The sequence below is a fragment of the Sorangium aterium genome (assembly GCF_028368935.1).
Lineage (GTDB): Bacteria > Myxococcota_A > Polyangia > Polyangiales > Polyangiaceae > Sorangium > Sorangium atrum.
On the sequence record NZ_JAQNDK010000006.1, the window covers coordinates 986792 to 1000727 of the forward strand.

A 13936-nucleotide genomic window follows, 5' to 3' on the forward strand; every position below is an offset into this window, starting at 1 on the left:
CGGCGATCGGATGCCGTGAGAAGGGGGCGTCTTTCCGCGGACTTGCCTCCGTCGCGTCGCGGTTGCGGCCCGCATGGGGCGGTGCGGCGAGGCTGGCGTCACCTCGATCGGGATGTTGCCCCAGGCCTGGCCCTGGCCGGCCATCGGCCGGCAACAGCACGCCAGCGACCCGGGCTGCGCTCAAGGCAGGAAGCGTCGAGCGCGCGGTTCCGACGCGCTGAGGGCTGCGGAGAGCGGAGGGACGGCCGTTTGCCATGACGCCGCTCCGCAGGGACACGCGGCGGCTGTGGGTGCGCTCGTTTTTGCATATCCGTGCTGCGCGCCGACGAGCTACGGTCCGCGGCGAATTATGGAGGGAAAATCATGACGAGTCGGTTCTGGGCCGCGTTGTCGGCGGCGACGATGGGCGGTGCCATGTGTGCAACCGTCGCTGGATGCGGTAGTGACGAGCCCGTGTCAGCGACATGCCCGGAAGACCACCTGGTCCGGGGTGTCTGCGCGGGCGTGCCGGCCGGGGACGTCTGCGACGGCGGGACCTGCACCAAGGGGGTCGAGTGCACCTCGGTGGTCGATGTCGAGAGCGATGAGGCGCTTGCGTCTGCCGCTGCGGCCGCCTCGGCAGGCGCCTGCATCGCGCTCCGAGAGGGCCGGTACGGAAGCGTGGTCAGCGTCCCCGGCGGCGTGAGCCTCCTCGGGCGCTCGGCGGCCGCGGTGCAGGTTGAGGGGATCGTGCTCGCCGCGGGCGAGGGCGCCGTGGTGCGCGGGCTCAAGGTCGGACGAGAGGGTGTGAGCGTACAGGGGGCGATTGGCGTGCGTATTGAGTCAGTCCGGATCGTCGGGGAGAGGGGATTTGAGCGCGCTGGCGTCGAACTCCACCCGGGCTCCAGCGCCGCGATCGTAGACTCCGAGATCATCGATTCGGGACACGTTGGCATCTTCGCAGAGAACGCCGATGTGACCCTTGAGCGGAGCGTCATTTCGGGCGCCCAGCGCGGCGGGATCGTGATCCAGGGGATCCCGGAGAACGATTGCGATTCGGACTGCACCTGCGTGAGCCGCCCTGCGCTCGTCGTGAAGAGCAGCGTCATCCACCGGAACCACATCATTGGCATCTCGCTACGCGGCGCCATCGCCAGCCTGGAGGGCGTGGACGTGATTGACACAGAGCATGGCGACGCCATCGAGACGGGCTACTTCGGAGGCGGCATCTCGGCCGCAGAGTGCTCGAGCGTCACCGGCGCGATCAAGGTGCGGGTGCTCGACAGCAGGTCGTTTGGCATCCTTGTCGACCGGTCGACGGCCGCGCTGGGGGACGAGGAGGAGGCAGACTCCGTGGAGATCAGCGGGAATACACGGGGGCTATGGATCCAGAATGTGGCGCTCCAGAACGGCTGCCATGACCACGGGGACCACGGGCCGGGCTGCGTCATGCTGCACAACGGGAAGCTCGACGGCAACTTCGGCGTCGGCATTGGCGTCACCGGGCAGTCACGAGGGATCATTCTGTGCAAGTCGGCGATCACGGCGACTGCGCTCGAGCGGCTGCCTGTCTTTGACGGGGGGAATGAGCCGTCGGTCGACGACGTGGGCGACGGCGTCGACTGGCTCGACGGCTCGGAGGTGACGATCGAAGAACTGACCCTGCGCGGAAATGAGCGGCAAAGCCTGCTGATCGACGGTCCTGCGAGCGGGGTCATTACAGACCTCGATTTCACGGGTGACGCGGACAAGTCTCCCGTGCAGCAGAACTTCACGACGGGAGATAGGCCAGTAACCGACGGCATCACGCTGACAACCAACCCTGAACGCGGGCTCTCGATCCCTCAGCCGACTGGAGGCCTGCCGGCGGAGTGAGCGCGGCGAGAGCAGCGCGAACGGGTGCAGCGCAGCGGACCATGGATGCAAGGCTCGCCGTGGAGAGCGGAGGCGTTACATTGAGATCGTAGCGACTATCGTTGCCTCAGGGCTGGAACTCGCGATCCCAGCGCGTTGTGCTGCAGCAGCTGGCCGACGGCACCAGCCAGAACGTCCGCGCGACGACGGCTCCGTGACGATGCACTTCACGGAGATTCGGCACGAGCGGTTCACGCTATGTATGCACCATCCCCGAACTGCCGTGGGCAGATGCAGCGCCTCCATCAGCTCCTTCGCGCCGCACCTATACCTCGTTCTCCCGCGCCTCGCTCGCGCCGACCTCCACAAGCAGATAGCGCAATTCATCGGTCATGCGCGAACTCCCCTCGGCGAGGGCGAGCTCGACGTGCCGACTCCGCAGGTGCGTTTCTCGACGAACGCCTCGCCGCCGAGCCGGCCGTCGAGGCCCGAGCCGGCCCAGCCCGAAGGGGCTGGCGACGCCCGATCGTCAACGTACAGGAGGGCGGCCGGGCGAGAAGGCGACCGCGTCCTCCCCAAATGCGGGAGCGCGGGCAAGGTAACGGCCGGAGTGTGTCGGGCTATAGCAGTGCGGAAGCGCACGCATTCAGTGGGCGTGTATAATACCGCGAGCGCGGACGGCGGCACGCCGTGGCGTCAAGGCGGTGGGAGCGGCGGGAACGGCGGGAGCTGCTCTACCGGCGGCGGGGGTTCCAGATTGGCAGTCTCCACATGGCAGCGGTCGTCGGTCTCGACACAGTCCTCGGCGCCGCGGCGGGTACACCGCCAGCCGCTGCTGCCATCGAAGGAGGCGCGGGATCCGCCAACGTTCTCGCCGTTGAGATCGAAGGCGTTGCAGGCGAGGGTCGTGGCGAGAATTGTGACCTCGGAGCCAAAATTTGCGATCCCGGCGCGGGGGTTGTTGGTGATCGTCGCATTTTGGATTGTGGCCGTACCGAGAATTGTCACAATCCCATCCCCAAAGGTGTTGTTGTGGCGTGCCGTCGTGGTGCGCACGATGGTGGCCTCGATCGTCGCATCCGAGTCAATTACGACCACGCCGACCTCATGGTTCTGCTCAACGAGGCTGGCGCGAATGGTCACGCTCCCGCGCTCACCTCTGTCAAGGATACCCTCGACGCCGATGCCCTTCCCTCCCGTTCCATCCGCGCTCGGCTGGGTGGCACGGACCACGGTGGCCTCGATCGTCGCCTCCGAGCCAACGACCAACACGCCCACGTCATGGTTCTGCTCGACGACGCAGGCGCGAACGGTCACGCCCGCGCGCCCGCTTGTGTTACGGCCAGCCTGGACCACGATGCCGCTTCCCCATTCCCCATCTGCGTTCAGCTGGGTGGCGCGGACCACGGTGGCCTCGATCGTCGCGTCCGAGCCAACGACCAACACGCCCACGTCATGGTTCTGCTCGACGACGCAGGCGTGAACGGTCACGCTCGCGCGCTCGTCTGTGTCAGCATCATTCTGGACCACGATGCCCCTTCCGAACTCCCGATCTGCGTTCGGCTGGGTGGCGCGAACCACGGTGGCCTCAATCGCCGCGTCCGAGCCATAGACGAACACGCCCTCGTCATGGTTCCGCTCGACGACGCAGGCGCGAACGGTCACGCCCGCGCGCTCGCCTGTGCGAGGGTTTTTCTGGACGCCGATACCCCATCCTCCCGTCCCATCTGCTTGGGGCTGGGTGGCGCGGACCACGGTGGCTTCGATCTTCGCGTCCGATCCAGAGACGATCACGCCCAGATCATGGTTCTGCTCGACGACGCAGGCGCGGATGGTCACGCTCGCGCGCTCGTTGATGTCATGGCCAGCCTGGACACCGATGCCCCGCCCCGCTGTCCCATCTGCTTGGGGCTGGGTGGCGCGAACCACGGTGGATTCGATCGCCGCGTTCGAGCCAGCGACCAACACGCCCAGCTCATGGTTCTGCTCGACGACGCAGGCGCGGATGGTCACGCTCGCGCGCCCGCCTCTGTCAGGGTCATCCTCGACGTTGATGCCCCGCCCTGCCGTCCCATCTGCGCTCGGCTGGGTGGCGCGGACCACGGTGGCTTCGATCGTCGCGTCTGAGCCAATTACGATCACGCCCAAGTCATGGTTCTGCTCGACGACGCAGGCGCGGATGGTCACGCGCGCGCGCTCGCCTGTGTCAGGGGCATTCTCGATGTTGATGCCCCGCCCTGCCGTTCCATCTGCGCGCGGCTGGGTTGCGCGGACCACGGTGGCCTCGATCATCGCGTCCGAGCCAATTACGAACACGCCCTCGTCATGGTTCTGCTCGACGAGGCAGGCGCGGATGGTCACGCTCGCGAGCTCGCCTGTGTCAGGGTCATCCTGGACGCCGATGCCCCGCCCTACCGTTCCATCTGGACTCGGCTGGGTGGTGCGGACCACGGTGGATTCGATCGTCGCGTCCGAGCCAATTACGATCACGCCCACGTCATGGTTCTGCTCGACGAGGCTTGCGCGGACTGTCACGCTCGCGCGCTCGCCTGTGTCAGAGTCATCTTGGACGCCGATGCCCCATCCGAACTCCCCATCTGCTCTCGGCTGGGTGGTGCGGACCACGGTGGATTCGATCGTCGCGTCCGAGCCATTTACGATCACGCCTATCTCACGGTTCTGCTCAACGAGGGAGCCCTTCAGCACCATGCTCGTCCGGTGACGCGTCGCTGTTTGGGCAAATATCGCCTGAGACCCTGTGTTGTGCACCCACACCTGCTCGATCGTGACGTCATGCGCACCCGCCATGAACAGTCCGGCGCCCTCACCGGTCACGGCAAGGCGTCGGATCTCGGTCCCAGTCGCGGCGTTTCCGTCCACCTCAATGGCCTGGGCACTCGGGTCCGTCCCTCGGATCTCCACCAACGCAGGACATCGTCCCCACAGGCGCACCGCCTTGCCCCGGATCTCCACGTCTTCGGGGTAGGAGCCGTCCGCCACCGCGACGATGGCCCCGTCCACCGCTTCGTCGATCCCCCTCTGGATCTTCGTCCACGGCTTCGTCCTCGTCCCGTCGCTGTCGCCGCCCGCATAGGCCTGGTCGACGAACTGGGTGTTCGCCTCGACCGGAATGTCGCCCCACGGCTCATTGCCGCAGGGGGCGACCTCACGGCAGCTCGTTTCCCCAGGGATAGCCATTTGTCCCTCGGGACACCCGTTTTCCGGGAGGATCGCCTTACAGCCGCCGTTGCCATCGCCGGCGAACCCCGTTCCACACGCCTCAGGCGGCACCCCCGCCGGCTGGCATTCGCCGCTCTCCAGCGCAAGCTCACCAGGCGGGCACGGCATGTCCGGCGGAACCCCAGCCGGGTGGCATTCGCTGCTCTCCAGCGCAAGCTCGCCCGGCGGGCACGACATATCCGGCGGAAGCCCCGCCGGCTGACATACACCCGTCTCCAGCGTGTTCTCCCCTGGGCTGCACGGCCTCGGCTCGCAGGTCCCATCCTCCCGCGCCGCCTCGCCGGGCGCGCACGCCTTCGCCGCTGCGTCCACCTGATCACCACAGCCCATCACCACGAGCGCGGTGACGAGCGCCCACGTCCAGGCCACCGCGAGGGGCCATCGGACGATCCAGTCTCGAAAGTTCACCATACGAAGCACGCTCCTTTCGATTCGCGAGCCACATCGCGGCCGCTGGCGATCTCGAGCACGCGCACGTGCTGACCACGCGCTGATTCTCCCCGCGAGCGGCGGGCGCCGGCTGACTGCGCTCAAGCACGGAGGGTACCAAGCCCACGGGGCCACCATCTCCCTAAAACTCGCGCGCCGCCGCAATTCCGCCTCGATCCGCCGAGGGCCGGAGGCGGCCACGGCCGGCCCCCGGCCGGCCAGGGGATGCCAGCGTGATATCGAGATCGCCTCGACGAGCCAGCCCTCCCAGGCGACGAGTTGAGCCAGCTCTCACCTCCGCCATCGAGGAGAGTAGCCGGCCGTGCTTGTCGGCCTGCGGCGCGAGCGCGAGCCCGAACGTCCCACGGGCATTCCTGCGTGGACCGTTCCCGAAGCAGCTCACCGCTCCGAGTCATGGCTCGCGGCATCGGCGAGGAGCGCACGGCTCGCCTCGGCTTTCCGGCGAAAGTCCCCCTCGCAGAAGTGCGCCCTGGCTGCGGTTGTCGCATCCGAGTGAGCGCGGCGGCGCTCTCGGCGGATCCCGGCGCTGCATGCCAGGCGCCGGAGCACCGATAACGGTCCGGGCTGCGCACTCCACCCTCCCTAGTGCGCTGACACGATTCTGTTGAACCGGTCGGACCCGAAGATTCGCTCGGCGTCGCGAACGGTGAACGTCCAGTTGATCTTGCGGCGAGCTCGATCCGCAGCTGCGTTCCACTGCCGTACGCGAGCCCGGAGCGCCGCGAGCGTTGGGATGCGGTTGCGGCCGAGGCACTCCCTGGACACGAGGCTGGCCTCGAGCTCCGCAGCGTTCAGCCAGCTCGCGTGCTTTGGCGTATGATGAAACGCGAAACGGGAGGCAAGTGCGTGGCCCCGCTTGGCCCGAAGGCCTTGATGAGCGATGCAAGGGTGTGAGTGTTGAGGTTGTCCAGGACCAGATGAATCCGACACGCCCGCGGGTAGGCACGGGCAATACGCTCGACGGCGAGGGCGAAGGACGGACGCGTCCGGTCCTCCGTCGCATGGGTGAGATGGCGCCCGGTCTTCGGCTCGACAATGCAGAAGATGTTGGCCGTTCCCCGACGCACGTACTCGTAGTCGATGCGACGTGGCTTTCCCGGGCGCATCGGCCTGTCGGGCCTTGCGTTGTCGTGCAGGACGACTGGGCGCTCATCGAGCGCTACGACCGGCTCGCTCGGGTCGTGGGGCCGGGCGTACAGCTCCAGCACGTCCTTCATCCGCTCGACGAACGGCTCGTCGATCTTCGGAACGCACCACATTTTTTTCCCGCCAGGGCTTGATGTCCTGGTCGGCGAGGGCTCTGCGGATGGTCTCCCGGCTGACCGAGCGAACGATTTTTCTGCGCTCAACTTCGTCGGCAATCAAGGCGATGGTCCATCGCGCCCGCCCCTCAGGCGGCGGACCGCAGACCATCGCTATGAGCGCAGCAGTCTGCGCGCTGTCGAGCTGCTTGGAGCGGCGCCGCCGGGGCTCCTCGCTCAGCGCGTGCTCGACGCCGCCTTCCAGGAAGCGGTTGGCTACACGCCGCACTCCACGGCGGTATGTACCCGTCGCTTCCGCTGCCTGCGTGATCGTCCAGCCTTTGTCAAGCAGGCGTAGCGCCTGGATTCGCCGTGCGACGAGCATGCCCAGGGGGCCCTCCCGCTCGCGTTGGCGCAATGCCCGCTGGTCCTCCTGGCTGAGCTGGAGCCCCTTGGACCTGGGCCTCGGCTGCGTTCGTTCGTCGCTCACGCCCGCCTAGACGCACGAGCCGGGCGAAACGGATCGTCAAAACTGAGCGGCGGCACTAGCGAGCCGCGCCAGGCCGCTGTGCGCGCCGCCAGGCCAGGCACGGCGAGGCGCCGTGGGATCAAGGCTGCGGGAGCGGCGGGAGCGGCTCCACCCGGGGCGGGGGTTCCAGGTTGGCAGTTTCCACATCGCAGCGGTCGTCGGTTTCAGCGCAGTCCTCGGTGCCGGGACGGGTGCACTGCCAGCCGCTGCTGCCATCAAAGGAGGCGCCGGATCCGTCATCGGTCTCGCCGTTGAGATCGACGGCGTTGCAGGCGAGGATCGTGCCGAGAATCGTGACCTCGGAGCCGAAATTCGCCACCCCGGCGCGGGCGTTGTTGGCGATCGTGGAGTTCTGGATCGAGGCTGTGCCGTTCTCAATCATAATCCCATCCCCAAAGGTGTTGTTGTCGCGTGCCTTCGTAGTGCGCACGATGGTGGCATCGATCGTCACGTCCGAGCCATAGACGAACACGCCCACCTCACGGTTCTGCTCAATCAGGCAGGCGCGGACGCTCACGCGCGCGCGCTCGCCTGCGCCACGGCTATCCTGGACGCCAATGCCTCCCCCTCTCGTCCCATCTGCGCGCGGCTGGGTGGCGCGGACCACGGTGGACTCGATCGTCGCATCTGAGCCACTGACCAATACGCCCACCACATGGTTCTGCTCAACGAGGCAGGCGCGGACGGTCACGCTCGCGCGCTTGTCTGTGCCAACGCCAGAGTGGACATCGATGCCCCGCCCTTCAAGCCCATCTGCTGCGCTCGGCTGGGTGGCGCGGACCACGGTGGATTCGATCGTCGCATCCGCGCCAAAGACAATCACGCCCACGTCGTGGTTCTGCTCAACGACGCAAGCTCGGACGGTCATGCCCGCGCGCTCGCCTGTGTCAGGGTCATCCTGGACGGAGATACCCCATCCTCCCGTTCCATCTGCGCTCGGCTGGGTGGCGCGGACCACGGTGGATTCGATCGTCGCGTCCGAGCCAGAGATATACACGCTCACCTCATGGTTCTGCTCGATGACGCAAGCTCGGACGGTCACGCTCGCGCGCTCGCCTGTGTCAGGGTCAGCTTGGACCTCGATGCCCCGTCCGTGCGTCCCATCTGCGTTCGGCTGGGTGGCGCGGACGACGGTGGATTCGATGGTCGCGTCCGAGCCAAAGACATACACGCCCACCTCATGGTTTTGCTCGACGAGGCTGGCGCGAACGGTCACGCCCGTGCGCGCGCCTCTGCCACGGTCATCCTGGATGCCGATGCCCCATCCGAACGCACCATCTGCGCTCGGCTGGGTGGCGCGAACCACGGTGGATTCGATGGTCGCGTCCGAACCAGAGACAATCACGCCTATGTCACGGTTCTGCTCAACGAGGGAGCCCTTCAGCACCATGCTCGTGTGGCCACGCAGCGCTTTTACGGCAGCGATCCCCAAAGACCCTGTGCCGTGCACCCACACCTGCTCGATCGTGACGTCGCGCACACCCGCCATGAACAATCCGACGCCCTCACCGGTCACGGCAAGGCTTCGGATCTCGGTCCCCGTCGCGGCGGTTCCGTCCACCAGAATGGCCTGGGCACTCGGCGCCAGCCCTCGGATCTCCACCAACCCAGGACATCGTCCCCTCAGGCGCACCGCCTTGCCCGCGATCTCCACGTCTTCGGCATAGGACCCGTCCGTCACCGCGACGATGGCACCGTCCACCGCTTCGTCGATCCCCCTCTGGATCGTCGTCCACGGTTTCGTCATCGTCCCGTCGCTATCGCCGCCCGCATAGGCCTGGTCGACAAACTGGGTGTTCGGCTCGACCGGAATGTCGCCCCAAGGCCCATCGCCGCAGGGGGCGACCTCATGGCAGCGCGTTTCCTCGGGGATGGCCATCTGCCCCTCGGGACACTCGTCTTCCGGGAGGATCGCCTCGCAACCGCCGTTGCCATCGCCGGCGAACCCCGTTCCGCACGCCTCAGGCGGCACCCCTGCCGGCTGGCATTCGCCGCTCTCCAGCGCTAGCTCACCAGGCGGGCACGGCATGTCCGGCGGAAGCCCCGCCGGCTGACACGCGCCCGTCTCCAAGGCGATCTCCTCCGGGCCGCACCGTTGCCGCTCGCAGGTCCCATCCTCCCGCGCCACCTCGCGGGCCGCGCACGCCTTCCCATCCGCGTCCACCTGATCACCACAGCCCATCACCACGAGCGCGGTGACGAGCGCCCACGTCCAGGCCACTGCGAGGGGCCATCGGACGATGCATTCTCGAAAATTCACCATACGAAGCACGCTCCTTTCGATTCGCCAGCCACAAGGCGGCTGCTGGCGATCACGAACACACGCACGTGCTCGCCACGCGCTGATGCTCCCCGCGAGCGATGGGCGCCGGCAGACCGCGCTCAAGCACGGAGGGGACCAAGCCCACGGGGCCACCATCTCCTTAAAACATCGTGAAAACCTCGCGCGCCGCCGCGATTCCACCTCGGTTCACCGACAACCGGAGGCGGCCACGGCCGGCCGCCGGCCGGCCAGGGATGCCAGCATGGTATTGAGGTCGCTTCAGGGAGCGGGCCCTCCCAGTCGACGACTTAGCCAGCTCTTACGTCCGCTATCGAGGAGAGCAGCCAGCCGAGCGTGTCGGTGTGCGGCGCGAGCGCAGCCCCGAACATCCCCACAGGCATTCCCGCGCGTGGACCGCTCCCGAAGCAGCTTACCGTTCCGCGTCATGGCTCGTGGCATCGGCGAGGAGTGCGTGGCACGCCTCGGCTTTCTGGCGGAGCTTCCCCTCGCGGAAGTGTGCCTCGGCTGCGGTCGTAGCCGCCGCATGAGCGCGGCGGCGCTCTCGGCGGACCCCGGCGCCGCATAGCAGGCGAGGGAGCACCGAGAGCAGCCCGGGCTGCATGCTGCCCGCTCCCTGACGAGCCGCGCCATGGCGTCAAGACGGCGGGAGCGGCGGGAGCGGCTCCACCTTGGGCGGGGGCTCCAGGTTGCCAGACACCGCATTGCAGTGGTCGTCGGTCTCGGTGCAGTCCTCGGCGCTGTGGCGGGTGCACTGCCAGCCGCTGCTGCCATCGAAGGAGGCGCGGGATCCGTCAATGGTCTCGCCGTTGAGATCGATGCCGTTGCAGGCGAGGGTCGTGGCGAGAATCGTGACCTCGGAGCCGAAATTTGCGACGCCGGCGCGAGCGTTGTCGGTAATCGTGGCGTTTTGGATCGTGGCCGTGCCGTTCGCTATCGCAATCCCGTCCCCAAAGGTGTTATCGTCGCGTGCCTTCGTGGTGCGCACGATCGTGGTCTCGATCGTCGCGTCCGAGCCAAAGACAACCACGCCCCCCTCATGGTTCTGCTCAACGAGGCTGGCGCGGACGGTCACGCGCGCGCGCTCGCCTGTGTCAGGGTGAAGCTGGACGTCGATGCCCCGTCCGAACTCCCCATCTGCGCTCGGTTGGGTGGCGCGGACCACGGTGGCGTCGATCGTCGCGTCCGAGCCGCCGACGAACACACCCATCTCATGGTTCTGCTCAATGAGACTGGCGCGGACGATCACAACGGCGCGCTCGCCTGTATCGACGTCATCCTGGACGTTAATACCCCTTCCTCCCGTCCCATCTGCGCTCGGTTGGGTGGCGCGGACCACGGTGGCCTCGATCGTCGCGTCCGAGCCAACGACAAACACGCCCACGTCGTGGTTCTGCTCAACGAGGCTGGCGCGGACGGTCACGCTCGCGCGCTCGCCTGTATCGACGTCATCCTGGACGCCGATACCCAATCCGAACTCCCCATCTGCGCTCGGCTGGGTGGCGCGGACCACGGTGGCCTCGATCGTCGCGTCCGAGTCAATTACGACCACGCCCCCCTCATGGTTCTTCTCAACGAGGCTGGCGCGGACGGTTACACGCGCGCGCTCGCCTGTGTCACCGTCAGCCAGGACGCTGATGCCCCACCCGTGCGTCCCGTCTACGTTCGGCTGAGTGGCGCGGACCACGGTGGCCTCGATCGTCGCATCCGAGCCTTCGACATACACGCCCCCCTCATGGTTCTGCTCAACGAGGCTGGCGCGGACGGTCACACGCGCGCGCTCGCCTGTATTGACGTCATCCTGGACGCCGATACCCCTTCCTGCCATCCCATCCGCGTTCAGCTGGGTGGCGCGGACCACGATGGCCTCGAACGTTGCATCCGAGCCTTCGACAAACACGCCCATTTCATGGTTTTGCTCAACGAGGCTGGCGCGGACAATCACGCTCGCGCGTTCGCGTCTGTTAGCGTCAACCTGGACCTCGATACCCCATCCTCCCGTCCCATCTGTGCGCGGATGGGTGGCGCGGACCACGGTGGCCTCGATCGTCGCTTCTGAGCCCCTGATGAACACGCCCACCTCGTGGTTTTGCTCAACGAGGCTGGCGCGGACGGTCACGTTCGCGCGCTCGCGTGTGTCAGCGTCAACCTGGACGCGGATACCCCTTCCCCCCATCCCATCTGCGCTCGGCTGGGTAGCGCGGACCACGGTGGCCTCGATCGTCGCGTCCGAGCCACCGACTAACACGCCCACGTCGTGGTTCTGCTCAACAAGGCTGGCGCGGACGGTCACGCTCGCGCGCTCGCCTGTGTCAGCGGCAACTTGGACGCCGATACCCCATCCTCCCGCCCCATCTGCGCGCGGCTGGGTGGCGCGGACCACGGTGGCCTCGATCGTCGCGTCCGAGCCAACGACAAACACGCCCACGTCGTGGTTCTGCTCAACGAGGCTGGCGCGGACGGTCACGCTCGCGCGCTCGCCTGTGTCGACGTCATCCTGGACGCCGATACCGCAGTCTACCGGCCCATCTGCGCGCGGCTGGGTGGCGCGAACCACGGTGGATTCGATCGTCGCGTCCGAGCCGCCGACGAACACACCCATCTCGTGGTTGTGCTCGACGAGGCAGGCGCGGACGACCGCGCTCGCGCGCGCGCCTCTGCCACGGGCGTCCTGAACGGCGATGCCCCATCCGAACTCCCCATCTGCGCTCGGCTGGGTGGCGCGGACGACGGTGGATTCGATCGTCGCGTCCGAGCCAGAGACAAGCACGCCTGCGACACGGCTCTGCTCAACGAGGGAGCCCCGCAGCGCCATGCTCGTCTGGCCATGTGTCCCCTTTTTGGCAGCGATCCCAAGGTCCCCCGTATCGTGCACCCATACCTGCTCGATCGTGACGTCGCGCGCACCCGACACGCGCAGTCCGGCGCCTTCACCGGTCACGGCAAGGCTTCGGATCTCGGTCCCCGTCGCGGCGTCTCCGTCCACCAGAATGGCGTCGGCACTCGGGTCCGTCCCTCGGATCTCCACCAACCCAGGACATCGTCCCCGCAGGCGCACCGCCTTGCTCTGGATCTTCACGTTTTCGGCATAGGAGCCGTCCGTCACCGCGACGATGGCACCGTCCACCGCGTCGTCGATCGCCTCTTGGATCGTCGTCCACGGTTTCGTCATCGTCCCGTCGCTGTCCCCGCCCGCATAGGCCTGGTCAACGAACTTGGTGTTCGTCTCGATCGGAATTGTGGCCCACGGGCCATCGCCGCAGGGGGCGACTTCACGACAGCTCGTTTCTCCGGGGATGGCCATCTGCCCCTCGGGACACTCGTCTTCCGGAAGGATCGCCTTGCAACCGCTGTTCCCATCGCTGGCGAACGCCGTTCCGCACGCCTCAGGTGGCACCCCTGCCGGCTGGCATTCCCCGGTCTCCAGCGCAAGCTCGCCCGGTGGGCACGGCATGTCCGGCGGAAGCCCCGCCGGCTGGCATTCCCCGGTCTCCAGCGCAAGCTCGCCCGGTGGGCACGGCATGTCTGGCGGAAGCCCGACCGGCTGACACGCGCCCGTTTCCGGGGTGATCTCCTCAGGGCCGCACGGCTTCCGCTCGCAGGCCCCATCCTCCCGCGCCACCTCGCCGGGCGCGCACTCTTTCGCGGCCGCGTCCGCCTGGTCACCACAGCCCATCACCACCAGCGTGGTCACGAGCGCCCACGTCCAGGCCATTACGAGGGTCCATCGGGCGATTCGTTTCCGAAATCTCACCATCACCATATGAAGCAGCCTCCTTCCTCCGCCGGCTTCCAGTGATCGCGGAGGGGCACCGCGCCTCGACCACGCTCTGACTCTAAGAGATTGTTGTAAAGAACACAAATCGTTGGTGCTATGGACAGCCTTGTCCATAATTCTGAAGGATGACGAAGCGATCCCCGATGTTGATGACGCTGTCCCGCGTCAGGTCCAACGCCGGCGACGCCGGTGGGATAGCCTGTCCGAACGACGCGACGAGGAGGCGCTCGTCCTCTGGGTTCACGCAGCCGTTGCCGCTGAAATCTCGGAGACGTTGATGGGGCCTGTGAAACCACGGATCCAAGGGGCAACATGCTGACACGCCCGAACACGGTGTAGCTGCTGCACCACACCCTACACCTTAACTCACGACGCCGAGCTGCTCCCAACCGCCACTGAACTGCGAGTTCGCGAGGAGCCGAGCTCGTCCAGCCGCACCGGTTGACCGATTCACGTGACCAGTTCTTCGTAACTCGATTCATATCCAGAAGTCGTCCCTTGCGTTGCGCTGTTGTCATGGCAAGAAGGCGGACGGTGTGCCTGATAACCACGCCGAAAACGCTAACCTGCCGGCACGCCACGGC

The 13936-nt window shown here is 67.0% G+C and carries 6 protein-coding genes; 1 reads left to right on the top strand and 5 read right to left on the bottom strand.

All coding sequences use genetic code 11. The annotated features are described in order from the left end of the window. Window positions 1–363 precede the first annotated feature (363 nt). Entirely contained in the window at window positions 364–1854 is a 1491-nt protein-coding gene (locus POL72_RS47700) for a right-handed parallel beta-helix repeat-containing protein (protein ID WP_272103793.1), read from the top strand. 675 nt (window positions 1855–2529) lie between these two features. Here the strand turns inward: POL72_RS47700 and POL72_RS47705 are convergent. From POL72_RS47705 to POL72_RS47720, 5 genes are all read right to left on the bottom strand, one after another. After that, window positions 2530–5484, bottom strand: a complete 2955-nt coding sequence (locus POL72_RS47705) for a right-handed parallel beta-helix repeat-containing protein (RefSeq protein ID WP_272103796.1) — start codon at window positions 5482–5484, stop codon at window positions 2530–2532. Window positions 5485–6314: 830 nt separating this feature from the next. After that, window positions 6315–6782 carry a transposase gene (locus POL72_RS47710; protein ID WP_272103798.1) on the bottom strand — a complete coding sequence of 156 codons (468 nt, stop codon included), beginning with the start codon at window positions 6780–6782 and terminating at the stop codon, window positions 6315–6317. Continuing rightward, window positions 6673–7149 carry a helix-turn-helix domain-containing protein gene (locus POL72_RS52110; RefSeq protein ID WP_373372335.1) on the bottom strand — a complete coding sequence of 159 codons (477 nt, stop codon included), beginning with the start codon at window positions 7147–7149 and terminating at the stop codon, window positions 6673–6675. Before POL72_RS52110 ends, POL72_RS47710 begins: the two co-directional genes overlap by 110 nt. A 223-nt stretch (window positions 7150–7372) precedes the next feature. Next, window positions 7373–9556: a right-handed parallel beta-helix repeat-containing protein gene (locus POL72_RS47715; protein ID WP_272103799.1), complete on the bottom strand. Its 2184-nt coding sequence runs from the start codon at window positions 9554–9556 to the stop codon at window positions 7373–7375. Window positions 9557–10211: 655 nt separating this feature from the next. After that, window positions 10212–13268 (bottom strand): right-handed parallel beta-helix repeat-containing protein, encoded by a 3057-nt coding sequence (locus POL72_RS47720; RefSeq protein WP_272103800.1) that lies wholly within the window; start codon window positions 13266–13268, stop codon window positions 10212–10214. Window positions 13269–13936: the final 668 nt, after the last annotated feature.

Coding starts and splice junctions, on each gene's coding strand:
- POL72_RS47705 (WP_272103796.1), bottom strand. CDS start 5,484: ATGGTGAACTTTCGAGACTGGATCGTCCGATGGCCCCTCGCGGTGGCC.
- POL72_RS47715 (WP_272103799.1), bottom strand. CDS start 9,556: ATGGTGAATTTTCGAGAATGCATCGTCCGATGGCCCCTCGCAGTGGCC.
- POL72_RS47700 (WP_272103793.1), top strand. CDS start 364: ATGACGAGTCGGTTCTGGGCCGCGTTGTCGGCGGCGACGATGGGCGGT.
- POL72_RS47710 (WP_272103798.1), bottom strand. CDS start 6,782: ATGTGGTGCGTTCCGAAGATCGACGAGCCGTTCGTCGAGCGGATGAAG.
- POL72_RS52110 (WP_373372335.1), bottom strand. CDS start 7,149: ATGCTCGTCGCACGGCGAATCCAGGCGCTACGCCTGCTTGACAAAGGC.